Genomic DNA, 25292 nt, shown 5'->3' with positions numbered 1-25292 from the left:
CGATGGAAAAGGCCTTCCCGCTCACGACAGGCTTTGCCGAAGCCATCGCATCGGCCGATCCGCTGCGAGATGAGACGGCCGTTGCCGCAGCCCGCACGGCGATCGTCGATTGGCTGGCCTGCGCCTTCGGTGGCGCTGCCGACCGCACGACACGCATCCTGCTGGAACAGCTGCCGGCAGGCCCGGGGAACGCCGTCATTATTGGGCACGGGCGGCGTACCGATGCGCTGACTGCGGCCCTGGTCAATGCCCATGCCGGCCATGTGCTCGACTATGACGACGTGCATGCGAGCGTACGCGGGCACCCGACGACGGTCATTGTTCCCGTTCTGCTGGCGCTGGCATCGGAGACACCGATATCGGCGGACCGTCTGATTGCCGGCTACATCGTCGGGCTGGAAGCCATGGCACGCCTCGGTCTCTCGCTCGGCATGCGCCATTACGAGAACGGCTTTCACGCAACGGCAACGCTCGGCACGCTCGGTGCTGCCGCAGCCGTCGCCCATGTGCTTGGCTATTCGGTCGCCGAGACCGCCACGGCACTGGGGCTGGCTGCCACGCATTCGAGCGGTTTGCGCCTGCAGTTCGGCCATGATGCCAAGCCTTATCACGCCGGCATGGCAGCGCGCTCAGGCCTGCTGTCGGCCAAGCTCGCCAAGGCAGGCTTCGGTGGCGCCAGGGATTTTCTCGACAATCCGATCGGCTTCTATTCGGCCTTCGCCTTTGGCGAGGAGCGGCCGCGGGCAGCCATCGAGGGGTGGGGCGCGCCTTGGCAGATCGTGACGCCCGGCCTGACACTCAAGGCTTTTCCGTGCTGCACGGCGAGCCATCCGGTGGCGATGATCGGTCTTCAGCTTCATGAAGAGGGATTGAACGCAGAGCAGGTCGAGTCCGTCATCATCACCTTCCCGCCGGGAGGCGATGCAGCGCTGGTCGTGACCGATCCGACGACCGGTATCGATGCGCGCTTCAGCGCCGAATATGTGTTCGCAACCGCCCTGGTCGACGGTGCTCTGAAGATCGGCCATTTCGGCGAGACGCCGGTGAGGGAGGATCTGATGGCGATCGGCCGGCGCGTTCGCCGCCGTCATGACGAGACGGCGCCACGCCTTTCGAACGATCCGAAAACGCGTTTCGTCATTGCCGAGGTAACGCTCAAGGACGGAAGCCATCTGACGCGCGAGTTCAAGGGCTTGCCCGGCCTCAGCGATCCCACGGAAAAATTCCGCGACGCGACCGGAAACCATCCGGCCGTGTCGGCCGTTCCCGATCTGGTGAGAACCATGCGCGGCGAGGACGACCTTCATCGTCTCGTCCAGCTTCTATCCAACAGTTTGAACTGATCCAGTTTCCAAGAAACGCAAGGCATGCACCCATGAGCAAGACCCGCAAGATCCATCTCGGCCTTTTCCTGCAAGGTGCCGGCCATCACGTCTCCGGCTGGCGTCATCCTGAGGCGGAAGCCGGCAGCGAGAATTTCGACTTGCTGCGCCGTGTCGCCCGGATCGCCGAGGCTGCGAAGTTCGACATGCTGTTCCTGGCGGACGGCCTGACGAGCGGTGTCGATGCGCATCCCTCGATGATTGCCCGTTTCGAGCCGCTGACGTTGCTTGCCTCGCTCGCAATGGTGACCGAGAAGATCGGCCTTGCCGCGACGGCATCGACCACCTATGGCGAGCCCTATCATCTCGCCCGGGCCTTTGCCTCGATCGATCATCTGAGCCATGGCCGCGCGGCCTGGAACATCGTCACCACCTCCTATGCCCGTACGGCCGCCAACTTCTCCAAAAGCCATCCGGAGCATGACGAGCGCTATGCCGTGGCGGAGGAGTTCGTCGATGTGGTGCGCGGCCTGTGGGACAGCTGGGCCGACGATGCCTTCCCCAAGGATAAGGAGAGCGGCGTCTATGCCGATCCCGCAAAGGTGCGCGTGCTCGACCACAACGGCAAATATTATTCGGTCAAGGGCCCCCTTAATATCCCGCGCTCACCGCAGGGACACCCCGTGCTCATCCAGGCCGGCTCATCCGGGCCGGGCCAGGATCTTGCCGCCCGCACCGCCGATATCGTCTTTACTGCGCAGCAGAGCCTCGACGAGGCGCAAGCCTTTTACAGGAGCCTGAAGGGCAAGATCGCCGGCTTCGGGCGCAGCCCCGACGATGTCGCCGTCATGCCTGGCTTCCTACCCGTCATCGGCAGAACGGCTGCCGAGGCGCGCGAAAAGCTGGATGTCTTGAACCGCTGGACCGACATCAAGAGCGCCATGCCGCTTCTGGAAGAGCGTCTCGGCCATAGCCTCGCAGGGTATGATCTTGATGGCGCGCTGCCCGATCTGCCGATTTCCGACCAGCTGCGCAGCCGCGCCGAGCTGCTGACCGAACTCGCCCGTCGCGAAAAACTGACGATCCGTGAGCTCGCCCTGCGCGTCGCTGCCGGCCGCGGCCATCACATCGTGCTCGGAACGGCCGAGGAAATCGCCGATCGCATGCAGCAATGGTTTGAAAACGGCGCCGCAGACGGTTTCAACGTCATGCCGCCCTTCTTCCCCGGCGGCCTTGAGGATTTTGCCAACGATGTCGTGCCGATCCTGCAGGAGAGAGGTCTCTTCCGTCGGGATTACGAGGGCACGACGCTGCGCGATCATTTGGGCATAGCGCGGCCGGCCTGGGCTTGACGAAGGCCGAGGCCATCAGTCTCGGCTCTCTTTTTCAGGCGTCCATAAGGATGGATCAGGCGTAAAGGCCGAACTGCGCATTGTGCAGCCGCGCATAGGCGCCATGGCGGGCAAGTAGTTCGTCATGTGATCCCTCTTCGACAATGCCGTTATCGCCCATGACGATGATGCGGTCCGCATTTCGGATCGTCGACAACCGATGGGCGACGACCAGCGTCGTGCGTCCCTTCGCAAGTTCCAGCAGCGCCTGCTGGATCGCATATTCGGTCGCGGTATCGAGCGCCGAGGTAGCCTCATCGAGAATAAGGATCGGCGGATCTTTCAGGAAGATGCGGGCAATCGCAAGGCGCTGCTTTTGCCCTCCGGAAAGCTTGACACCGCGCTCGCCCGTCGGCGTATCGAGCCCGGCGGGCAGGGAGCCGACGAATTCGTCAAGCGAAGCGCGTTGCAACGCCTTCATGATGTCTTCGTCGGTGGCGCCGAGCTTTCCATACGCGATGTTCTCGCGAATGGTCGAGCCGAACAGGAAGACGTCCTGCTGTACGATGCCGATCTGGCTGCGCAGCGAAGCCTGGGTCATGTCGCGAATATCGATGCCGTCGATCGCGATGCTGCCGGCCGTGACATCGTAGAAGCGTGGCAGCAGCGAGCAGATCGTCGTCTTGCCGGTGCCGGAGGCGCCGACAAAGGCCACGGTCTCGCCAGCGGCAATCGTCAGGGAGAGATCCTTGAAGATCACAGCCTGATCGGAATAGCCGAAGCCGACATTCTTGTAAGCGATATTGCCTCTCAGATGATCGACCACAATCGCATCCGGCCTGTCGGCAAGATCGGGTTCCGTATCGATCAGCGACAGGAAACGTTTGAAGCCCGCTATGCCCTTGGGATAGGTCTCGATGACCGAGGTAATCTTGTCGATCGGGCGGAAGAAGACGTTGATGAGCAGCAGGAAGCTGACGAAGCCGCCGTAGCTCAGCTCTCCTGAGATGACGAACCAGGTTCCCGCCATCATGACGACGAGCTGAACCAGGCGCGTGCTGAAATAGCTGAGCGCGATGCTTGCCGTCATATAGGCGTAGCCGTCGAGTTTGGTTGCCTTGTAATCCTCATTGTCGCGGGCAAAGAGCTGGCTTTCATATCGCTCATTGGCAAACGCCTTGACGACCCGGATGCCGCCGACCGTCTCCTGCATGCGGCTATTGAAGTTGCCGACTTTGCCGAACAGGCTGCGCGAATTCACCGTCATCTTCGAGCCGTAACGGCTGACCAGCCAGGTCATAAAGGGCACGATGGTCGTTGTCAGCAGCGCGAGCTTCCAATGGACGCTGAACATCAGCAGGAAGGCGCCGATGAAGGTCATGATCGCGATGAACAGGTCCTCGGGACCGTGGTGGGCAATCTCGCCCACCTCCTCGAGATCCTTGGTGACGTGCGTGATCAGATGACCCGTCCGGTTATTGTCGAAATAGCGGAAGGAAAGCTTCTGGATATGATCGAATGCCTGGCGGCGCATATCGGACTCGATCGAGATGCCGAGCGCATGGCCCCAATAATTGACAATCGCCGACAGGCCGGTGCTCGTCGCATAGACGACAAGCAGCAGCGCCGCTGTCGCAAAGATCAGACCCCAGTCGCGGCTCGGAAGCAGTTCATCGACGAAAAGCTTGACCGCCAGCGGAAAGCCGAGTTCCAGCAGGCCGGCAAGCACGGCGCAGCCGAAATCCAGGAAGAACAGCTGCTTGTAGCGGGCATAATAGGAAAAGAAGCGACGAAGCATGAATGCCTCCATGGGCACTGAAGAGGATAGGGGAGACAAGAACGGACTGAGCGGCAGCCCGAATTCGGCATCGCCGTTCAGCGTCAATTGGTGCCGAAATTTCTCATCTGGCGATCCTCCTGCTTGAGTCGCGCGATTTTTATAGTCGACGCATGCAGGCGTGTCACCCCTATAAACGGCGGGGGACGGTCGTGGCATTTGGCTTGCCGCGCGAAGGGAAACAATGCCCGCAATGGACGGATTATGGCTGTCAGGTGATGCCAATGGTGAGATATAAATTCGCGACGAGTTCCGATGGCAGCTTCAATACCGTCAGAATCCTTGAAGCCGTTCAGAACGCCTGATCACATCGATACGTTTCGGCGCACCGGCACGACCTCCGAAGAACTCGCATTTGATCGCCGCAGCGACCGAGGAGAAGCGGATAGCTTCTTCCGCCGCCATTCCCTCTGCAACGGCAAGAGCGAAGGCGCCGTGGAAGATATCGCCGGCGGCAAGCGTATCGACAGCCTTGATGGATATGGTCGGACAGTGCTGGACCTTGCCGGCGCCATCGTCGAACCAGTGACTGCCGGCGGCACCCGCCGTCACGCAGATGAAGGCATGATCGAACCGTTGTTTCAGCCGCTGAGTCATCACGGAAACATCGTTGCTTCCTGTCAGGCGTTCGGCGGCCGGTTCGGAAAAGATGATGTGTGTTGCCTCCGGCGCCAGCTGCTCGATGATGCCGTCGGGCGCGACGTCGCCGTCAAGAATGGCCGGCTTGCCCATGGCGCGCGCCGCCTCCAAAACCCGAAGAGCCAGCGCCGGCCAGCGAACATCGACAAGCACGGCATCGAAGGCGGCGATATCGGCTGGCATGAATTTCTTGATGGTATGGTGCAGTTTCGGATCGTAGAAAGGAACGATCAGCCTTTCGCCGTTATCGTCCACCAGGATCGTCGAGACGGCAGAACGGGCGCCGCCCACGCGCAGCATGCCATCCATATCGATGCCGTCGCCTTTGAGATCGCGAACGATCCGATCGCCGGTCTCGTCCAGGCCGACAGCGCCCCACAGGCTCGCCCTGCCGCCGAGCCGCACGACGGCATAGGCAGCGCTCGACGCCATGCCTTCGGCGATCTGCAGCATCTCGTAAGGCAATACCTTCCCCTGACCTCCCGGAAGGGTACGGACGCGAAAAAGCGTATCGAGAACGGCAGCGCCGACGCACAGGACATGCCTGGGTTGGCCGGGCGGCGGATCGAAGATCGATGGGGCGCTCAAAGCCGCTTTCCGCTCGCCTTGTCGAACAGATGGATGCTGGCCGGGTCGATCCCGATTTCGATCTTGTCGCCGAAGCGGATGTTCAGCCGCTCGCGGAACAGGCAGGAGATGTCTTCGCCGCCGCAGTCGAGCTTGGCATAGATCTCCGAACCCGTGCCCTCGACGATGCCGACTCGGGCCGATAAGCCACCGGTTGCCGCGCGGATATGCTCGGGCCGAATGCCGTAGACGAGCGCGCGCCCGCCATGCTCGGCAGTGGAGAAACCCTCCGGCAGCGGCAGGATGAGGCCCTTGTCGCTGCGGAAGACGCCTTCTTCGATCCTGCCGTCGATGAAGTTCATCGAGGGCGAACCGATAAAGCCGGCGACGAACAGGTTTGCCGGGCGGTCGTAGAGATCGAGCGGTGCGCCGACCTGTTCGATGATGCCGCCGTGAAGCACGACGATCTTGTCGGCCATGGTCATCGCCTCGACCTGATCATGCGTCACATAGATCGTCGTCGTGCCGATGCGCTGATGCATGGATTTGATCTCGCCGCGCATCTGCACACGCAGCTTTGCGTCGAGATTGGAGAGCGGCTCGTCGAACAGGAAGACCTGCGGATCGCGCACCAGCGCACGCCCCATGGCAACGCGTTGGCGCTGGCCGCCGGAAAGCTGGCGCGGCAGGCGCTCCAGCAGGTTCTCCAGGCCGAGGATGGCGGCAGCCTTCTGCACCTTGGCGGCGACTTCCGCCGGGTTTGCCTTCTTCAGCTTCAGCGCGAAGCCCATGTTTTCGGCGACCGTCATATGCGGATAGAGCGCGTAATTCTGGAACACCATGGCAATGTCGCGGTCGCGTGCCGGAAGATGGCTGACTTCGCGGCGGCCGATGTGGATTTCGCCATCGCTGACTTCCTCGAGGCCTGCGATCATCCGCAGCAGCGTGGACTTGCCGCAGCCGGAGGGACCGACAAGGACGACGAACTCGCCATCGGCGATGTCGACGCTGATGTCGAGAATGACCTTCACCTGGCCATAGCGCTTCTGGATATTCTGTATGTTGACGGGTGCCATGAATGTGTTCCTGTCAGAAAGAAAGGGGTGCCATCGTCAGCCGCCCTTGACGGCGCCGGCGGTCAGTCCTGCGATGATCTGGCGTTGCGCGAACATCGTCAGCACCAGGACCGGCAGCGTGACGATCAGGGCCGCGGCCGCAAGCGGCCCCCAGCTCACCTGCTCGAAGGAGAGCATGTTGTAGACGGCGACGGGCAGCGTGCGGGTCTCGCGGCTTGCAAGCACGATGCCGAAGACGAAGTTGTTCCATGAAAAGATGACCGAGAGAATGAAGGCGACGACGATGCCGGGGCGTGCGATCGGTAGTGCGACCAGCCGGAAAACCTGCCAGGGCGTCGCGCCATCGATGCTTGCGGCCTCTTCGAGCTCCATCGGCGTCGTCTCGAAATAACCGATCATGATCCAGACGACGATCGGAACGGTGACGACGAGATGGATGATGATCTGCGGCCAGAGCGTTCCCAAGAGATTGAGCCATTGGAACAGCAGGAACAGCGGAATGAGGAAGGAAAGGCCCGGCGTCATGCGGGCGATCATGATGACGATCGCCGACTTTTCCGCCTTCAGCCGGGCGATGCCATAGCCCGCCGGCACGCCGATGACGAGGGCGAGCAGGGTGGCCGCACCCGTCACCAGAACGGAGTTCCACAGATAGAGGAAGAAGTTGTTTTCCTGGAAGACATTGACGTAGTTCGTCCAGGCAATGCGATCCGGAATGAGGATCGGCGGATAAGCGCCATTGTCGATCTCGTATTTCAACGATAGCGAGATCATCCAGAGGAAGAACAGGACGACTGGTGAAACGACGACCAGGGCCACGAAGAACAGGCCGATACGATTGAGTGTCGAGCGCTTCATGTCAGTTGCCCTCCGCGTCCGTCCACCGCGTGCGCTGGCGGATCATCAGGAGGATGAAGGAGAGCGCGACGATGACGATGAAGAACACCACTGCCATGGCCGAGCCATAGCCAATGTCGTAGTAGGAAAACGCGGTGTTGTAGAGATAGATATTGATCGTTTCGGACGCCGTTCCCGGGCCGCCCTGCGTCATCGCATAGATGATATCGAAGCTCTTGATCGCGTCGATGCTGCGGATGATGACGGCGATCATCAGGAAGGGCGCGATCATCGGCAGCGTCAGGTAGCGGAACTTCTGCCAGGCATTGGCACCGTCGATTTCGGCGCTCTCATAGGGTTCGCGCGGCATGGAGGCGAGACCGCCGAGCACGATCAGCATGACGAGCGGCGTCCACTGCCAGACTTCGACGAGGACGAGCGAGGGTATGACGCTATACTGATTGTAGATCCACTCCTGCGGTCCGATACCCACCATCGACAGAAGATAGTTCAGCACGCCGAGCTGCGGATGGAACATCATCGTCCAGACGAGGGCGACGGCAACGGGCGTTGCCATCATCGGCATCACGAAGATGCCGCGCAGGAAGCCCCGCAACGGAAAATTCGCATCGAAGATCAGTGCGGCCAACGTCCCGAAGAACAAGGGACCGACGACGGAAAGCACGGTGTAGAGCACCGTGTGCCAAAGCGATTCCCAGAAGCGCGCATCGGTCGCCAGCCGGATATAATTGTCCAAGCCGACGAAACTCTGCGATTGGCCGAGCGTCCATTTGTTCACGCTCATCCATAGGGTGAAGACCCAGGGAAAGACGATGACGGCGGCAATCACGATCAGCGCGGGAATGACGAAGGGCCAGTAGTTGGGAGCAAGCCTTTGCGGCTTGCTCCTTCCTTTGGTTGCCTTCGCGGCGGTATCTTCAATGCTCACGGAAGCCATCATCCCTCGCTTCGCGCCAGCACCGGCTCGAACTGGGCAGTTGCCGTCTTCAGTTCGGCCGCCGGATCGGCGCCGCCGATCATGTTCGTCAGCGCGACGCCGTAGATATCGCGAAACTCGGTAACCGGGATGATGACAGGTAGCGCCAGCTGCGAGACCTTGGCGGAGCCGGCGACGGCATCCAGCCAGGCGCCTGGCATTTTCACGCCTTCGCGGACCTTCTGATCCTCCAGAACGGACTGACGGAACGGAACGCCGGCGCCGGCCTGCAGGAGGCGCGCGCCCATGTCGTGCGAGATTGCCCATTGGCAGAAGAGGTAAGCGGCCTCCTTCTTCTGGCTGGCGGCGGTAACGCCGATACCGTCGCCGAAGGTTGCCGCAGCCTGCCCATTCGGCCCCTTCGGCATGATGCCATAGCCGACCTGGCCGACGACGCGGGACTTTTCAGGATTTTCGATCGGCGGCGCGAAGCCGACGCCGTCGAGCCACATGCCGATCTTGCCCTGCAGGAAAGCCGATTGCGCTTCCGCCCAGTTGAAGCCGGAAACGCCGGGAGGTGCCGATTTCGTCATCAGGCGCTGGTAGAGCTTTGCAGCATCCAAGGCCCCTTGCGATTCCGTCTGCAGCTTGCCGTCGGCTGAAAGCGGTGTTGTACCCTCGCCGAGCATGAAGGCCGTCCAGACCGGTGTATTGGCGTTCTTAAGGCCGCGCGCGACAAAGCCGTAAGTGTTGGTCGATTTGTCGGTCAGCGCCTCGGCGGCCTTGACCATGTCCTCGAAGGTCTGCGGATAGGCGAGGCCCTTCTTCTCGAACAGGGTCTTGTTCCAGTAGACGATCCAGTAATCGACCGAGAAGGGCAAGGAGCGCATAACACCAGAGGAATCCTTGGCGAATTTCAGGCCGGCCTCGGCGAAATCGCTTTCCGTCAGCGACGGATCGGTGAGCGACGGATCCTTCATGAAGCCGCTGATATCGGCAAGCCAGCCACCCTTTTCGAACTGGCGCTTCTGGACGTGGTAGCTCAGATGCACGACGTCGAAGCTCGGCTTGCCGGAGCTGAGCTCGATCGTGGTCTTCTGGCGCTGCTGCTGTTCCGGAGTCGCCTCGGCATTGACCTTGATGCCCGTCAGCGCCTCGAACTCGCTTAGATATTTGAGGATCGTCTCGCTGCGCGGGCTCTTGACCAGATTGACTTCGAGCGTCGTGCCGGAAAAGCGCTTCCAGTCGACGGCTGCCGAAGCGGTGCGGACACCGAGAAGGCTTGCCGCGCCGAGTGCGGCGGTGCCGGCCATGAAGCCGCGACGTGTCGGGTTGAAAAATGACGATGACATTGCGTTCCTCCTCCTTTGGCCGAAAATCTCCTCATTCGCGGCCCGTTATCCAAGGTTTTTTACATCTTCAATGCGCGATCCCGTGCTCCGCCGATGTGCGATACGAGAGCGGCAACCGCCTCTTCGGCCGATCGTCGCTGAATGGCCTCAAGCACCTTCAGATGCTCTTCCATGACCGGTCCGACATGGCCGTTGATGCGAAACCTGTCCTGGCTGATCAGCCGCATCTTGATCGAATTGACCCGATAGGCGTTCGAGATGATCGTATTGCCGAGCGCATCGATGAAGGCATCATGCATGCCCCAGTCCACCGATTGCGCGTGAAGCTCGAGTTCCTGCGAGCTGTCGCCGGCCCGGATCGCATCCGCGATATCGCGATGGTCCTTCAAAAGCTTAGCAATCGTCTCATCCGACGCCGAATAGGTGAACAGCGCGACGGCTTCCTTTTCCAGAAAAAGACGGAGCTGGAAGGCCTCGCGGATTAGGTCCAGATCGATATGAGCGATCTGTAGTCCGCGCTGCGGCACCGTCTTGATCAATCCTTCGGCTTCCAGGCGCGGGATCAGTTCGCGGATGGCACCGAGCGTCAGTCCCGTCAGCTCGACCAGCCGCCGCTGCGAGATGAATTGCCCAGGCCGAACGTCGCGCGCCAAGAGATGGCGCGTGAAGCTCTCATAGGCTTTCTCTCTCAACGTCGTCTGTTCGCCTGGTCCGTCCATCGGCAGCTCCGGACTGTTCGGTTAGGCTGCCTCGGCGCGAAACAGCGCACCGAAGGCAGTAAAGAGCGTATCGGAATCTCGGCTGTTCAATGCCACGAGCGGCGGGCGCACGGCAAGCCAGCTGTCGTCCTCGGTCAACCGGGTGAGAATGGCCTTGATCGAGGGGATGACTGGATAGTTCAGCAGCTCTTCGACGAAACGCTCGACATTGGCGTCGTCGATGCCCTTTTCCGCCATGGCCTGGACCTCGCGGGGGAGGAGGTTCGCCATGCCGGAAATGGCTCCCTGTCCGCCGAGGCGCACACCGCGCGCCAGATGCCGTTCATCGCCGATCAGAATGATGAGATCGCCATGCGTCTTCAGCAGTTCCTCGGTATAGGGCCAGTCGCCAGAGGAATCCTTGACGCCGACAACGACATCCGGAAACGCCGTGCGCAGGCGACCCACGAGGGAAATGGAGAGCGGTACCATCGTCACCGAGGGAATATTATAGACGATCACGTCGCGGGCATGCGTGCCGAGCATGGTGAAAACGGCCGAAAACCATTTAAAGAGGCCATCGTCGCTGACGTTCTTGAAGTAGGAGGGCGGGGCAAGAAGAATATTGCGGACGCCCTGCGCCAGTGCCTGCCCAGCTTGAGCTGCCGCATCCTCGGCAGCATCGACGAGCACGCCCATGACGATCTGCTCAGGTGCGATGCCGGCGGCGATCATGGCGGCCAGAACCTGCTTGCGCTCCTGCATGCCGATGGAGGCCCCTTCGCCTGTCGTGCCGAAGAGCGTGACGCTTTTGCAGCCATTGGCCAGACAATGCTTCGCCTGCTCAATCACGCCCGGGATCGCGATCTCACCATCCGCATCAAAGGGCGTTGCCAGGGCGGCCGACAGGCCGAAACTTTCTTTCATCCGATCCTCCCGATCTTGTAGGATCACTGCGTAGCACACTGACATGTTAGTTGTAAAGCGTCGATTCATTTAGTCATGCATAAGGACGCCATGATCGTACAGGGAGCATAATCGGCCGCTGCGACCACGTCCGATGCGGCGCGTGTTGGTTCGCAATGGTTCCGACTGTCAACAGCCAGCGCTATTTCCGCACAGGAACGTAATCGAGCCCGCCATCTATCCGTGAAGGCCGGCCATCGAGGAAGAGTTCACCGATGCGCGGCGCGGAGCGGGCGATGACCTTGCCGCGCTTGATGACGGCGAGGCGATTGGGCTTCAGGCGCAGCGCCTCCAGCGTGTCGATGGCCTGCAACACGACGAAATCGGCATTGCAGCCCTTTTCCAGGCCATAGCCTTCAAGGCCGAGCGCCTTGGCGGAGTTGACGGTGAGCGCATCGAAGATCTTCTTCTTGTCTTCGATGCCGGCCATCTGTGCGACATGGATGGCCATATGGCCGACCTCAAGCATGTCGCCCGAGCCCATCGAATACCAGGGGTCCATCACGCAATCATGGCCGAAGGAGACGTTGAGCCCGGCATCCATCAGTTCGCGCACGCGCGTCATGCCGCGTCGCTTGGGATAAGTGTCGTGCCGGCCCTGCAGCATGATGTTGATCAGCGGGTTGGGAATGACGTTGATCCTTGCTTCCGCCATGAGGGGGATGAGCTTGGAGACGTAGTAATTGTCCATCGAATGCATCGAGGTCAGGTGCGAGCCGGCAACGCGGCCCTGCAGCCCGAAACGAATGGTTTCTGCCGCCAACGTTTCGATGTGGCGCGACATCGGATCGTCGGTTTCGTCGCAATGCATGTCGACGGGAAGGCCGCGATCGGCGGCGATCCTGCAGAGCGCCTCGACGGAGGCTCTGCCCTCATCCATCGTGCGCTCGAAATGCGGAATGCCGCCGACGATATCGACGCCCATGTCGAGTGCGCGTGAGAGGGAAGCCACGCCGTCTTTGGCGCGATAATAGCCATCCTGCGGGAAGGCGACAAGCTGCAAGTCGATATAGGGCTTGACCCTGTCCTTCACCTCCAGAAGCGCCTCGGCCGTCACCAGCTTAGGATCGGAAGTGTCGACATGGCTACGGATGAACAGCAGTCCTTGTGTGACGGCGAGATCGCAATAGCGTAGCGCGCGCTCGACAAGCTCCTCCTTCGTCACGATCGGGCGCAATTCCCCCCAAAGTGCGATGCCCTCCAGAAGCGTGCCTGATATATTCATGCGTGGCAGGCCAAGCGAAAGCGTCGCGTCCATATGGAAATGCGGGTCGACGAAGGGCGGGCTCACCAGCCGGTCGGTCGCATCGATCTCTTCCTTCGCCTCCGCGGCGATCGAGGCTTCGATTGCTGCGATCTTGCCATCCTTGACCGCGATGTCGATGCGCTTGCGACCATCGGGCAGATTGGCATTGCGAATGATCAGATCGAACATGAACGGCTCCTCGGATTATCTTTCGCCACGGCGATAGGGTTGCATCAGCGCCTGCGGCACGCGGGCGCGCCTGCTCATGACGGCAAGGGCAACAATGGACAGAATGTATGGCGTCATCAGAAAGAGCTGATAGGGCACACCCTGCACCGCTGTTTGCAGGCGCAATTGGAAAGCGTCGAAGAAGGCAAAGAGCAGGGCGCCGAACAGCGCTCGACCCGGCCGCCAGGACGAAAAGACGACGAGCGCGATGCATATCCAGCCGCGGCCCTGCACCATCGTCGGAAAGAAACTGTTGAAGGCGGAAAGCGTCAGGAAGGCGCCGCCCATGCCCATCAGAGCACTGCCGGCGATGATGGCGCCATAGCGGATCCTCGTCGGGTTAAGGCCCTGCGCCTCGGCCGCATGCGGATTTTCACCCGTCATGCGGATCGCAAGTCCGACCGGCGTGCGGAAGATGAGATAGGCCATGACCAGTGCCGCCAGGATCGCGAGATAGGTCGGGGCGGTCTGCGTGAAGAGAGCCGGGCCGATGAAGGGCAGGGTGGAAAGCCCGGGGATCGCGATCGGCTGGAACGGCGTGATGGTCGGCGGTGTTCCGGCAACCGGAACGATCAGCCGGAAGACGTAGTAACTGAAGCTGGATGCAAAAAGCGTCACGCCGAGGCCGGAGACATGCTGCGACAGGCCAAGCGTCACTGTCAGGGCCGAATGCAGAAGCCCGAAAATACCGCCAGCGATTGCCGCAATCAGAAGACCGGTCCATAAATCCGCGCCATGATAGACGGAGAGCCAGCCGATCATCGCGCCAAAGGTCATGATGCCCTCGATGCCGAGATTGAGAACGCCGGCGCGTTCACAAAGAAGCGCGCCGAGCGTGCCGAAGATCAAGGGTGTCGCAATCCGCAGCACGGCGGCCCAAAGCCCGGCCGATGCAATGATGTCGACCAGCGTGTTCATCGGCGGATCCTGTATTGCGTGAAGAACAAGGCGATCAGCATGGTCAGTAGCGACAGGGCGACCGTGACGTCGGCAATATACGTGGGAATGCCGAGGCTGCGGCTCATGCCATCGGCGCCGACGAACATCGTGGCGGTGAAGATCGCCGCAAGGACGACGCCGAGCGGGTTGAGGTTTGCAAGCATGGCGACGACGATGCCGGCATAGCCGAACCCGGGGGACAGATCGGTCGTGACGTAACCTTTGACACCCATCACTTCGATCGCGCCGGCAAGGCCGGCAAGCCCACCCGAAAGACAGGCGACCTTGACGAGCGTCGAGCCAAGGCGAACGCCGGCAAAGACAGCGCCTGACGGGTTGAGACCTGCCGCCCGCGACTGCATGCCGAAAACGGTGCGCGACTGAACGAAATAGACGAGCGCCGCAATGACGATCGCAATTGCAAAACCGATATGAAGGCGCGATCGCGCAATCAGCTTGGGCAGCATGGCGTGATCCCCAAGTGCCTGGGATTGCGGCCAGCCGAATGCCGTGGGGTCCTTCAGCACGCCGTCGATCAGCATGGAGACGAAGAGAACGGCGATGAAATTCAGGATGAGGCTGGTGACGACTTCGTCGACGGAAAAGCGCAGCCGCAGCCACAGCGGCACGAGGATCAGGACCATGCCGGCAATAGCGCCGATCACCATCAATAGCGGAATGAGGATCGGGCCGGGCAGGCCGGCGAGCATTTTCGACCCGAAGCCCGCAACGGCAATGGCACCGAAATAGAATTGCCCCTCGGCGCCGATATTCCACAGGCGGGCGCGAAAGGCGACTGCGGCGGCCAATCCCGTCAGGATCAATGGCGTCGCGCGAGTCAGCGTCTCCGTTGCCGAAAGCCTGGAGCCGAAGGCTCCAAGCAGAATCCGGCGATAGGCTTCCAGGACAGGTGCGCCGGCAATCGCGATCAGGATGCCGGCGAGCGCGAGTGCTGCGATGATTGCAAGCAGGGGAGCCAGGGCCATCATGTAGAGTGGGCGGTGTTCGCGCCGTTCAAATCGCATGTTCTGTCCCGCTCTTGTCTTTCCATTCTCCGGCCATCATCAGTCCCAGCAGGCGCGCATCGGCCTCGCCGGCATCGATCGGGGCCGAAAGCCGGCCGCCGACGATGGCCTGGATGCGATCGGCCAGGGCAATCACTTCATCCAGATCCTCCGAAATCAACAGGACGGCGGTGCCTTGCCGGCGCGCTTCCAGAATACGCCCGTGAACGGCGGCGACGGCGCCTTCGTCCAATCCGCGCGCTGGCTGCGCGGCGATCAGGATGCGTGGTCGCTCATGGAGATTGCGGCCGAGGATCAGCTTCTGCATGTTGCCGCCCGATAATAGCCGGGTGCGTGTCGCAGCACCGCCGCCGCGCACGTCGAATGCCTCGATGATCTCCTGCGCAAAGGCCATGCCGGCCTTTTTATCGACGAGGCCATGCTTCGAATAGGAAGACAGGCGCTCGAGCACGGCATTTTCCCAGATCGCCATTTCGCCGATCGCACCATCACGGTTTCGGTCTTCCGGGATGCGTCCGATGCCGGCATCGATGACCGCGGCAACGTCGAGATCGCCGACGGGCTTGCCGAACAGAAGAAGTTCGCCGGATGAGCGGTTCGACATGCCGGACAGGATTTGCCCCAAGGTCGCCTGGCCGTTGCCCGATACGCCGATGATCCCCAGAACCTCGCCTGCCCGGACATGGAAGCTGATCTTTTTCAGCCGTTCGACGCCACCGTTCTTGACGGTGATATCGCGAGCTTCGAGCACGATGTCGCCCGGCTTCGACGTTTCGCGAGTTGGGCGCGTGACACGATGTCCGACCATCAACTCGGCAAGCTCGGCCTTGCTGGTCTGAGATGCCTGTCTTTCGGCCGCGACCTTGCCGCCGCGCAGGACGACAATACGATCGGCCGTGGCCATGACTTCATCGAGCTTGTGCGAGATGAAGATCAAAGACAGGCCTTGTGCTGCCATCTGCTTCAACGTCGAAAAGAGCTTTTCCGCCTCGATCTGGGTCAGAACGGCGGTCGGCTCGTCGAGGATCAGGATGCGCGCATCATTGTAGAGTGCCTTGAGGATCTCCACCCGCTGCTGCTCACCGACGGAGAGATCACCAAGGCGCGCATCGGGGTCGACCTTCAGGCCGAAACGCTCGGAGATCGCCAGGAGCTTGTTGCGGGCCGCACCCGTTTGAGACTTGAGTGACCAAAGCCCTTCGGTACCCGTCATAATATTCTCGAGTACCGTCAGGTTCGGCGCCAACGAGAAATGCTGATGCACCATGCCGACGCCGGCCCGGATCGCTGCGCGCGGCTTGCCCTGCGGCAGTTCCATATTGCCGATCAGGATGCGGCCGCTATCGGGCACATAGTGCCCGAAGAGGATACTCATCAGCGTCGTCTTGCCAGCGCCGTTTTCTCCGAGCAGGGCAACGATTTCGCCCTTTGCCAAGGACAGCGAGATATCGTCATTGGCAATCGTGCTGCCGAAGCGTTTGCTGACACCTTCAATGGAAAGGACAGGAATGGTCATGCCGGAAAGCCTGCAATCGGGAAGCGATGCTGCCAACGTTGCTCGGCCTCGAGCACGGATGCAAGCTGCAGCAACAGCTTATCCTCACCCATGGGTGCCATCAGCTGGACCGGCAGCGGCAATCCCTCTCCATCTTCGCCGAAGGGAAGTGTGATGGCCGGAAAACCGGAAATATTGGCGAGCGCGGCAAGAGGGGCAAAGGACGTCATGCGTTCGAGGTGCAATTCCGTGTCCGAATGATCCGTCGGAAAGGACCCGATGGGCGGTGGTGCAGAGGCGAGCATCGGCATGACGACGACATCGACCCTGTCGAAGACATCCCACAGAATACGGCTTGCCCTGACGGCGCCATTGAGGGAGTTCCAAAGGGCGGTTGCCGGCATGGCGTGTCCGCGCATGATGAAGGCTTGCGTCATCGTCTCTGCAAGGCGCGTGTCCAGTTCGAGATCGTCAATCAGGCTGGCGATATTGACGGAAATGATATCGCCAAAGGCACGGGCGCTGGCTTGAACGGCACTTTCCACCTCACCCCAACGGATGGATACCAGTTCGTTTCCCTGGCTTTCGAGGAAACTGGCCGCTGCTTCCACCGCTTGGGCCCGATCTGGTTCGATTGCGTAACGCTGGCCGGTGTCTGCAAGGAGTCCGACGCGAAGCTTACCGGTCTTGGCCGGGAGTTGAGCGATATCCGCGAACGGTCCTCGCGTTCGACCTCGCACGACATCGAATATCCGTGCGGTATCGCGTACCGAGCGGGTGACGGCCAATTCGCTCGCGATGCCGCCGAGATGATTGCCGAAGGAGGGGCCGGCGGGCACGGCGCCGCGTGTCAGCTTCAGTCCGACAAGGCCGCAGCAAGCGGCCGGCACGCGGATCGAGCCGCCCGCATCCGTCGCATGCGCGATCGCAACGATACCGGCGGCGACTGCGGCCGCCGCACCGCCCGAAGAGCCGCCGGCGGTTCTGTCTTGGTCCAGGGGATTTCGGCAGATCGGGCCGATTGCCGGTTCGGATGCGAGTGAGAAGCCGAATTCCGGGCTGGTGCTCAAGCCGAAGGCGCAAAGGCCACCGTCGCGAAAGCGGCCAGCCAAATCGCTATCTGCTCCTTCACCCGTGCGGGCGAACAGGCGCGAGCCAGCGGTCACCGGTAGCCCCGGGAAGGGGCCGCCGAGATCCTTGGCAACCGTCGGCACGCCTGCGAATGGCCGCAGCGCAAAGCGCTCTGGATATTCCGATGCCTCCTGATCCAAGACTTGCGCTGCGGCAAGTCCCGCCTCTGGATTTAGATAGGTAATGGCGCCAAGCTCATCCTGCTTGGCGCAGGCGGCAAGCGCTGCCTGCATGGCATCCACACAGGTAAGCTTGCCGGACTTGATCGCGCCAGTAAGCTCCGTGGCATCGGCGAATGATGGGCTGGTCATGATCGACCGAAGGATTACTTCGGTTGATCCGCTACCTTCGGCACTTCGAAGGTGCCGGCCTTGATGTCGGCACGAACCTTCTCCATTGCAGCTTCGGCCTCTGCCGGTGCGACGCCTTTCACATAGACGATGTCGCTGCCGCCTTCCTTCATCAGGCCGTAGGCCGTGTAGTTGCGGCCAACCGGCTTGCCGGCGGCGACATCGGCGATCGCCGCATTGAGAATGGGGCGGAAGTACCACATGGCATTGGCAAAGACGGTTTCGGGATAGCGCGGTGTATAATCGATCAGCGATCCCACCGACTTGATGTGGCGCTCCTTGGCGGCATCGGCCGTGCCGATCCGCTCACCGAAGAGAATGTCGGCGCCGGCATCGATCTGCGCGAGACCGGCTTCGCGTGCCTTTGGAGGATCGAAGAAGGTTCCGATGAAGGAGACGAGATGCTTGCAATCCGGATTGACCGCTTTGACGCCCGCGGCAAAGGCATTGATCAGCATATTGACCTCTGGGATCGGGATTGCTCCAACGGAGCCGACGACGTTCGACTTGGTCATCTTACCCGCCAGCATGCCGGCGAGATAGGCGCCGTCATAGTTCCAGGTGCCGAAGACACCGAAATTGCTGCCGGCTGCTTCGCCGCTGGAGCCGAGAACGAAGGCGGTATCCGGATAATCGGCGGCGACCTGACGCGCTTCCTTCTCCACGGCATAGGCTTCGCCGATGATCAGCTTGTTGCCCTGTTCGGCATATTCGCGCATGGCGCGCGGATAGTCCGTGCCGGAAACGCCCTCGGAAAAGACGTATTCGATAACGCCTTCCTTGGCCGCGTCCTGGAGCGCCTTGTGAAGACAGGAGTTCCAGGCGTTTTCGACCGGCGAGGCATGGATGCCCGCCACCTTGAGGGGTGCGGCAGCGCGTGCGGCCGGCGCCAGCGCGCTGACGCCAAGGGCAATGCCGGAGGCTATGACGGCACGGCGTGACAGTATGATTTCATTGGTCATTTTTCAGTTCCCCTGCTTTTTGATCATTTGGTAAAAACCATAGAAGGGGGCTAAAAAAGTGTCAAGCAACAGGCATGCTCAAATAATATGCGAAAGCGCCCCCATGCTTGCTCGTCACATATATTGATAGACAGTCCGTGCGGCCGTTATTCGATCGTCCTGCAGGCCATCGCCGGTTGTTGCTTGGCGCCATACAAATTGGCTCTACGCTGAGGATTCCTGACCAAAAGAGCCGATCCGGCGTGGCAATCGATAAAATCTGCTGATACAACTGTATTCTTCATTAACTAGCTCACTTCACTCAATGTTTTGGATTTCGTGCGATAACGGAACCAAAGGGTAGGGTGATCCATGCAAGAGCTTCCAGTTTCGTCAAAAATCATTAAATCCGTTTTCTTCCGCCCCGATGATGGGCGGCTTTACATCCGCTTTAAGAACGGCGAGGAGCGTCAGTTTACCGGCGTTCCGCAGAAGGCCGCAATTGCCATGGTGAAGGCACCTTCACCGGGCCAGCACTATATCGAGCATATCCGCACCCAGTTCGAACGCGTGGCTTGAGACGAGAGTTCAGAGCCGGCTGTCTTGCCTTGAAGACGCCGGCTGACTTGTTGCTCTCCGGCCACAAGCTCCATAGGCGATGGCCAGGCTTATCCATCAATGCATTGATAAACGAAGAGTTGCGCTATCTACATCGATCAGAACCATCTCCCAGGGAGGACGCGGCGTGATTGATGAAAAGCAACTTATATCCAAGATCACCTGGAGGCTCATGCCCTTCCTCGGGATCCTTTATCTGATTGCCTATATCGATCGCCAGAATGTCAGTTATGCAAAGCTGCAGATGGTCGGCGATCTCGGCATGAGCGAATATGCTTATGGTCTCGGCGCCTCGCTGTTCTTTATCGGTTATTTCATCTTCGAAGTACCGAGCAACCTGCTTCTCGACAGGTTCGGAGCGAGCAGATGGTTCGCGCGCATTCTGATATCCTGGGGCGCGGTGACGGTCGCGCTCGCCTATACGCAGAATGCCACCATGTTCTATATTCTCCGCTTCCTGCTCGGCGCCTGCGAGGCGGGCTTCTTCCCCGGCGTACTCTATCTGCTGACCCTTTGGTATCCTTCGGCCTATCGCGGCACCATGGTCGGGCTCTTCATGATCTTCAGCGCCTTTGCCAATGCGATCGGCGCGCCGCTCGGCGGCGTGCTGCTGGATCTCAATGGACTTTATGGTATTGCCGGCTGGCAATGGGTCTTCCTGGTGACTGGCATTCCCGCGATCATTGCCGGTTTCGTCACCCTGTTCTATCTGCCGGATCTGCCTGCCAAGGCGACCTTTCTCGACGACGCGGAAAAGACCTGGCTTGAAGATCGGCTCGCGGTCGAAAATTCGGCCATGGAGCAAAATGCCGCCGACGGCTTCAAGGCGCTTGTCAATCCGCGCGTGCTGTTGATGGCGCTTTGCTATATCGGCTTTCCGCTGGCCGCCTATGGGCTCAGCTATTGGCTGCCGACCATTGTCAAGAATTTCGGTGTGAGCAACACAACGAACGGTTTTCTCAACATCATTCCCTGGCTTCTGGTCGCGATCGCCCTTTACGCCGTGCCGGCAGCGGCGGACAAGGCCGAATCGAAAACGCCCTACATCGTCATCCCTGCCTTGATCGGTGCCATAAGCCTGGTCTTATCCGCCGTCATTCCCGATCATACGCTGCAATTTGCTTTCCTCTGCATTGCGGCCGCCGGCATCTTCGCCGGCCAGCCGGTCTTCTGGAGCCTGCCGTCGCGCTTCCTTCAGGGCGCTGGCGCCGCAGCCGGCCTTGCCGCGATCAATTCCGTTGGCAATCTTGGCGGCTTCATCGCCCAGAACGTCGTCCCGTGGATCAAGGATTCCACCGGAAGCACGATAGCGCCGATGTTCTTCCTTGCCGCTTGCCTGCTGGCTGCCGCGCTGCTTGTTTTCATCATCGGGCGCATGGTGCCACGCACGCCGCGGCGGGACGGTCTTGGTGCTCCAAATGCGGCCGGCATGAAGTGATTGCGATTATTCAAGCAAGAGCATCCTTCAAATGAGAGGGCGGCCTGACGGCCGTCCTGATTTCTCGCGCGGCTGCTGGCACCATCATCATGGAAATGCCGATACGACGGGCTGCCACCCGTCGCCATCGCATCCCTCTGGCGCAGCGGCAAGACCATATTACGCTCCCAGATAATTACAGGAGTTGACAGATTTTTACAGATTTAGTAGCTCTGACGCACGGGAAATGCGCTATGCCTTATCGCTAGTCGGCCTTCACAAAGGATGATGATGAAACTCTCCGTCGCCAACGATTCCGGTGCAGGCGCGACGCGCTTCGGCGACATCATCTATGAGAGGATTGTCGCGATGATCGCCGACGGACAGTTTGCGGTGAACGAAAGATTGCCGGCGGAAGCCAGGCTCGCGGAGATGTTCGGTGCGTCGCGGCCTGTCGTGCGTGATGCGCTGGAGCGGCTGCGTGCCGATGGCTTGATCGTGTCGCGCAAAGGGTCCGGTTCCTATGTGCGCCAAAGGCCGGATTCCTCAGTCCTGAAAATGGTGCCCGTAGGATCGCTCGCCGACGTCCAGCGCTTTTTCGAATTTCGAGCGGGGCTCGAGGCGGAAGCCGCCGAGCTAGCGGCACGCAACTGGCAGGCTGATGACAAGGAACGGATCACCGCAGCGCTTCAAAAGATCGAACAGTGTCTTCGCGAGGGCCGGCTCGGCGCGGAAGAGGATCAGGAATTGCACGATGCGATTGCGATCGCCACCGGCAACCAGTTCCATGTCACCGCCCGCGAATTGTTCAGGCCGCACTTCGCCATCGGTCATTCGGTGACACGCAGCCTCAGTCTCAAGCGGACTCCGGAGCAGATCCGCAGTGTGCAGGATGAGCATGCGGTGATCGTTCAGGCGATCTTTGCGCGGCAGGATGCCGAAGCGCATGACGCCATGAAACGACACATCTTGAATGCACGCGCCCGCATGTTCAAAGGCGTCTAGAATATTGAATGAGATAAGGCGAGGCGATCTACTTTTTGAAGCTTCCCGCTTGCGCCTCGATGGATGACGAAGGGTAGGAATATGAGCATCGAAACCATGCGGCGGGCGCTGACTGGCGTATCTGGCGTTCCGGTCACGGCCTATGATGCAAATGGCGAAGTGGAACCGCGCATGACCGCTCAGGTCTACCAGCGCGTGGCAGCGGCCGGCATCTACAACATCGTCGCGGCAGGCAATACCGGTGAGTTCTATGCGCTGACGCCTGAAGAAATCCGCCGCGTCCACGAAGCTGCGATAAAGGGCGTCGATGGCAAGGCACCGGTGACGGCGGCAATCGGCCGTTCCCTGCGCGAGGCGATCCAGATGGCCAGGGATGCCGCCTCGATCGGCGCTTCCGCCGTCATGTCGCATCAGCCGGTGGATCCGTTTGCCGCACCCGCTTCTCAGATCGACTATTTCCGCGATCTTGCGGAAGCATCGCCCCTGCCGCTCGTCGCCTATGTCCGTGCCGAAGGTTTCAGCGTCGACGACATGGTTCGCTTGGCCGGCCACGGCAATATTGCCGGCATCAAGTTCGCGACGACGGATCTGATGCTGCTTTCGCGGGCGATCGCCGCCTCCGATCCGAATGGCGCGCTGTTCGTCTGTGGCCTGGCCGAAAGCTGGGCTCCGTCATTTGCAGCCGCCGGTGCACGCGGCTTCACCTCCGGCCTCGTCAATGTCGCACCAAAGCTTTCGCTTGCCGTTCTCGATGCCTTGGCAAAGGGGGACTTTGCTGCTGCCCGTGCGATCGTCAGCACGCTCGAGCCTTTCGAGCGTATGCGCACGAAGTTTCGCAGCGGCGCCAATGTCACGGTCGTCAAGGAAGCGGTCACTTTCTCCGGCCTGAATGTCGGCCCCGTTCGTGTTCCGGGGTTGCCAAGCCTCGATCAGAAGGATCGCGAGGAACTGTTTGCCCTGCTTCGTACCTGGCGGGAAGCAGGCGAGCTTTCTACCAGCTGACTCGCGGCATCGGCACAACCGCTGGCGGCGGGAATGCGCGCGACATACACTCATGCTGATTTGATGAGTGATGCTGCCTCGAGACGCATTCCGTCAACGTCTCACGCCGGCGGCCGCGGTTAGGGCGCGTGCACCGTAAACTGTAGGTAGGCTGCAAGGCTGATGGCGGACAGCGCCACAATGGCGACCGGATGGGAGAGGCTCTTGCTGATGGCCGCAAGCGTCAGGCCGAGCAGGATGATAGCGCCTCCCAGCAGAAGCCCTTTGTCGGCGATAGACAGTGCAAGGGCGGAGAGGCTCACCGCGGCTGCGACCATCGTGACCGGCATCTGGTTTTGCAGACCTTCGCCGCCGCTCGTAAATGTGAGCAGGAACCTGTTCCAGCTCAAACCGAGGGAAATGCTCAAAAGCAGCGGTAGAAGAATGGGCAGCATGAATATCGTCTCTTGCAGTGGGCGATGAAAGAGACGCAATTCATGTGCCAACGACTGCAGGCGGCGATCCGTCCGGCCCAAACGTCATGCCGGCATGAATGGTTGCCCGTTTGGGCGGCGATCTGCCGTTCCGTTCAGCACTCCGGCAGGACTGACGGGCTCAAAATCCCATATGATCAGGGATCACCGACAGCGCGCTCCGTTTTGCGTGATGATGACATCCATCGGAATATCGTGATGAAGCGGATGGATGGTTTCGATCCTCTGCGATTCGAAGCCGACCCCGATGGTCAGCGGCTTGCGATCGAGGGCGGCAAGGGTTCTGTCAAAAAATCCGCCTCCATAGCCAAGACGGAAGCAATGTGGATCGAAACCGACCAGAGGTGCAATGACGATATCCGGAACGGCTTGCCTGCCGCCGGCCGGAACCGGAATGTTCCATACTCCGCGTTCAAGTCGCTCCCCCATTCTCCACGAGCGGAATATCAAGGGTTTCGCCTTGGCGACGACAACAGGCAGCAGACACACGGCGCCACGAGCTGTTGCGGCCGCCATCCATCCCCGGAGGTCCGGCTCTCCGAGAAACGGCCAAAACAGGCTGATATGTTTATCGGCGATGTCGGGAATGACCTGATCGAGATGGGCTGCAATCGAACGCGTATATTCCTCGCGCTCTGCCACCGGCAGGGCTTTCCGATCGTCGATCAGCCTTTGCCGCTCCGCTTTTCGCCACGCAGAGATATCCAGGATTCGGTTCTCGCTTGATGGGATGCCGCTATAAGCCGGGTCGACGTCGTGCAGCATACAGGCGGGAGATGCGTATTCACGAGATTCTTCGTCCGGTTGATGTCGATCTGATTTTACCATCCGCTCCTTAACGCTCCGTCCCACTCGATATCGAAACATGCTTGAGCTATGAGAATGATTTTTATATAGGGAATGATAGGGCAGCTTAATTCCTGAATCGAGATCTTTTCATTGGACCTCTCATCGATCGAGATATTCCTGGCCGTCGCCAGTGATCGCAGCGTGACAAAGGCTGCGAAGGCTGTCGGTCGCGTGCCATCGAACGTGACGACACGCATCCAGCAGCTGGAGGAGGATCTGGGCGTCCTGCTCTTCAGCCGCGACGGCAAGAAGATGACGCTGACGAAAGAAGGCGAGACGTTCCAGATCTATGCCAATCGACTTGCCGCACTGGCGCTTGAAGCGCGCCAAGCGGTCAGGCCCGTGCTTCCATCGGGCACATTGCGGGTCGGAACGATGGAAAGCACGGCTGCAAGCCGGCTGCCCGCGGCGCTCAGCCAATTCAATCGCATGTGGCCGAATGTATCGCTCCAACTGACCCTTGGCGCCTCGCGTGACCTTGCCCGGGATGTTCTGAATGACGTTCTGGACTGCGCGCTGATCGCCTTGCCGCCAAAACCCATGCTGGATGACGATGCGGGTTTTGGGGCCGAGCTCAGACAACTCGAGGCCGCACCGGTCTTTGTCGAGGATCTGTTGCTGCTGTTGCCGTCCGGGCATTCCTCAATCCGGTCGGCCGCCGACCTGCGGGTCGGATCGATTGCGGCCCTGGAACCCGGATGCACCTATCGGCGGATTGCCGAGAGCTGGGCGCGCAAATCGAGCACCTTGCCGACGACGGAACTCGGCTCCTATCATGCCATCCTGGCAAGTGTGGCGACCGGCAATGCTGCCGGTGTCATACCGAAATCGGTCCTTGATCTCATGCACTGGCCGATGACATCAGCGACACATCAACTGGCCGCGGTCGACACGATGCTTATTTTCCGCAAAAATGATCGCCCGAGCGCCTTCAATGCGTTTCATGAGGTCCTTAGCGCCACCAGGGGCAAGGGCTCTCGACTGGTGCCGAACTAATCAAATTCTGTCGCC

At 60.5% G+C, this 25292-nt stretch carries 23 protein-coding genes; 7 read left to right on the top strand and 16 right to left on the bottom strand.

All coding sequences use genetic code 11. The annotated features are described in order from the left end of the window. Positions 1 to 2 precede the first annotated feature (2 nt). Both DQ393_RS29240 and DQ393_RS29235 read left to right on the top strand, forming a co-directional pair. Entirely contained in the window at positions 3 to 1343 is a 1341-nt protein-coding gene (locus DQ393_RS29240; protein WP_112345154.1) for an MmgE/PrpD family protein, read from the top strand. A gap of 32 nt (positions 1344 to 1375) precedes the next feature. Next, positions 1376 to 2674 (top strand): LLM class flavin-dependent oxidoreductase, encoded by a 1299-nt coding sequence (locus tag DQ393_RS29235; RefSeq protein ID WP_112345153.1) that lies wholly within the window; start codon positions 1376 to 1378, stop codon positions 2672 to 2674. A gap of 55 nt (positions 2675 to 2729) precedes the next feature. On the opposite strand, the gene DQ393_RS29230 is transcribed toward DQ393_RS29235, so the two are convergent. The 14 genes from DQ393_RS29230 to DQ393_RS29165 all read right to left on the bottom strand — a co-directional run bounded on the left by DQ393_RS29230 (position 2730) and on the right by DQ393_RS29165 (position 18938). Beyond that, positions 2730 to 4451 (bottom strand): ABC transporter ATP-binding protein, encoded by a 1722-nt coding sequence (locus DQ393_RS29230; protein ID WP_112345231.1) that lies wholly within the window; start codon positions 4449 to 4451, stop codon positions 2730 to 2732. 312 nt (positions 4452 to 4763) lie between these two features. Further along, the gene (locus DQ393_RS29225) at positions 4764 to 5717 is read right to left on the bottom strand and encodes a sugar kinase (protein ID WP_112345152.1); all 954 of its coding nucleotides are present in this window, start codon (positions 5715 to 5717) and stop codon (positions 4764 to 4766) included. Further along, positions 5714 to 6772: an ABC transporter ATP-binding protein gene (locus DQ393_RS29220; RefSeq protein WP_112345151.1), complete on the bottom strand. Its 1059-nt coding sequence runs from the start codon at positions 6770 to 6772 to the stop codon at positions 5714 to 5716. The genes DQ393_RS29225 and DQ393_RS29220 overlap by 4 nt, the downstream gene beginning before the upstream one ends. A 36-nt stretch (positions 6773 to 6808) precedes the next feature. Then, on the bottom strand, positions 6809 to 7630 hold the full coding sequence (locus tag DQ393_RS29215; protein WP_112345150.1) for a carbohydrate ABC transporter permease: 822 nt from the start codon (positions 7628 to 7630) through the stop codon (positions 6809 to 6811). A gap of 1 nt (position 7631) precedes the next feature. Next, positions 7632 to 8567 carry a carbohydrate ABC transporter permease gene (locus DQ393_RS29210; RefSeq protein WP_112345230.1) on the bottom strand — a complete coding sequence of 312 codons (936 nt, stop codon included), beginning with the start codon at positions 8565 to 8567 and terminating at the stop codon, positions 7632 to 7634. Beyond that, entirely contained in the window at positions 8567 to 9898 is a 1332-nt protein-coding gene (locus DQ393_RS29205) for an ABC transporter substrate-binding protein (RefSeq protein ID WP_112345149.1), read from the bottom strand. Before DQ393_RS29205 ends, DQ393_RS29210 begins: the two co-directional genes overlap by 1 nt. Positions 9899 to 9957: 59 nt before the next feature. Further along, positions 9958 to 10617: a GntR family transcriptional regulator gene (locus DQ393_RS29200; protein WP_112345148.1), complete on the bottom strand. Its 660-nt coding sequence runs from the start codon at positions 10615 to 10617 to the stop codon at positions 9958 to 9960. A 21-nt stretch (positions 10618 to 10638) separates the two neighbouring features. Then, positions 10639 to 11523, bottom strand: a complete 885-nt coding sequence (locus DQ393_RS29195) for a dihydrodipicolinate synthase family protein (RefSeq protein WP_112345147.1) — start codon at positions 11521 to 11523, stop codon at positions 10639 to 10641. Between the two features lie 181 nt (positions 11524 to 11704). After that, positions 11705 to 12997 carry an amidohydrolase family protein gene (locus tag DQ393_RS29190; protein WP_112345146.1) on the bottom strand — a complete coding sequence of 431 codons (1293 nt, stop codon included), beginning with the start codon at positions 12995 to 12997 and terminating at the stop codon, positions 11705 to 11707. Positions 12998 to 13012: 15 nt separating this feature from the next. Then, a complete protein-coding gene (locus tag DQ393_RS29185) occupies positions 13013 to 13954 on the bottom strand; it encodes an ABC transporter permease (RefSeq protein ID WP_112345145.1) in 942 nt (313 codons plus the stop codon). Further along, positions 13951 to 15000, bottom strand: coding sequence for an ABC transporter permease (locus DQ393_RS29180; RefSeq protein WP_112345144.1), 1050 nt, complete (start codon positions 14998 to 15000; stop codon positions 13951 to 13953). The genes DQ393_RS29185 and DQ393_RS29180 overlap by 4 nt, the downstream gene beginning before the upstream one ends. Further along, positions 14990 to 16516: an ABC transporter ATP-binding protein gene (locus DQ393_RS29175; RefSeq protein WP_112345143.1), complete on the bottom strand. Its 1527-nt coding sequence runs from the start codon at positions 16514 to 16516 to the stop codon at positions 14990 to 14992. Before DQ393_RS29175 ends, DQ393_RS29180 begins: the two co-directional genes overlap by 11 nt. Beyond that, positions 16513 to 17937 carry an amidase gene (locus DQ393_RS29170; RefSeq protein ID WP_112345142.1) on the bottom strand — a complete coding sequence of 475 codons (1425 nt, stop codon included), beginning with the start codon at positions 17935 to 17937 and terminating at the stop codon, positions 16513 to 16515. Before DQ393_RS29170 ends, DQ393_RS29175 begins: the two co-directional genes overlap by 4 nt. 14 nt (positions 17938 to 17951) lie before the next feature. Continuing rightward, positions 17952 to 18938: a BMP family protein gene (locus DQ393_RS29165; protein ID WP_112345141.1), complete on the bottom strand. Its 987-nt coding sequence runs from the start codon at positions 18936 to 18938 to the stop codon at positions 17952 to 17954. 351 nt (positions 18939 to 19289) lie between these two features. Here DQ393_RS29165 and DQ393_RS29160 point away from each other — a divergent pair, with 351 nt between their 5' ends. The 4 genes from DQ393_RS29160 (at position 19290) to DQ393_RS29145 (ending at position 22959) form a co-directional block, all read left to right on the top strand. Beyond that, positions 19290 to 19496: a KTSC domain-containing protein gene (locus DQ393_RS29160; protein ID WP_112345140.1), complete on the top strand. Its 207-nt coding sequence runs from the start codon at positions 19290 to 19292 to the stop codon at positions 19494 to 19496. 166 nt (positions 19497 to 19662) lie between these two features. Beyond that, the gene (locus DQ393_RS29155; protein WP_112345139.1) at positions 19663 to 20973 is read left to right on the top strand and encodes an MFS transporter; all 1311 of its coding nucleotides are present in this window, start codon (positions 19663 to 19665) and stop codon (positions 20971 to 20973) included. 270 nt (positions 20974 to 21243) lie between these two features. Then, positions 21244 to 21957 carry a FadR/GntR family transcriptional regulator gene (locus tag DQ393_RS29150; protein ID WP_112345229.1) on the top strand — a complete coding sequence of 238 codons (714 nt, stop codon included), beginning with the start codon at positions 21244 to 21246 and terminating at the stop codon, positions 21955 to 21957. 81 nt (positions 21958 to 22038) lie between these two features. Further along, a complete protein-coding gene (locus DQ393_RS29145; protein WP_112345138.1) occupies positions 22039 to 22959 on the top strand; it encodes a dihydrodipicolinate synthase family protein in 921 nt (306 codons plus the stop codon). Between the two features lie 119 nt (positions 22960 to 23078). Here the strand turns inward: DQ393_RS29145 and DQ393_RS29140 are convergent, their stop codons facing one another. Both DQ393_RS29140 and DQ393_RS29135 read right to left on the bottom strand, forming a co-directional pair. Continuing rightward, positions 23079 to 23393: a hypothetical protein gene (locus tag DQ393_RS29140; protein ID WP_145644276.1), complete on the bottom strand. Its 315-nt coding sequence runs from the start codon at positions 23391 to 23393 to the stop codon at positions 23079 to 23081. A 183-nt stretch (positions 23394 to 23576) separates the two neighbouring features. After that, the gene (locus tag DQ393_RS29135; protein WP_348628030.1) at positions 23577 to 24197 is read right to left on the bottom strand and encodes a 5-formyltetrahydrofolate cyclo-ligase; all 621 of its coding nucleotides are present in this window, start codon (positions 24195 to 24197) and stop codon (positions 23577 to 23579) included. Positions 24198 to 24371: 174 nt separating this feature from the next. Between DQ393_RS29135 and DQ393_RS29130 the strand changes: the two genes are divergently transcribed. Then, positions 24372 to 25277 (top strand): LysR family transcriptional regulator, encoded by a 906-nt coding sequence (locus DQ393_RS29130; protein WP_112345135.1) that lies wholly within the window; start codon positions 24372 to 24374, stop codon positions 25275 to 25277. Positions 25278 to 25292 lie beyond the last annotated feature (15 nt).

Source organism: Martinezella tropici, assembly GCF_003287875.1.
GTDB lineage: Bacteria > Pseudomonadota > Alphaproteobacteria > Rhizobiales > Rhizobiaceae > Rhizobium > Rhizobium tropici_C.
This window is presented reverse-complemented; position numbering and strand designations above follow the sequence as displayed.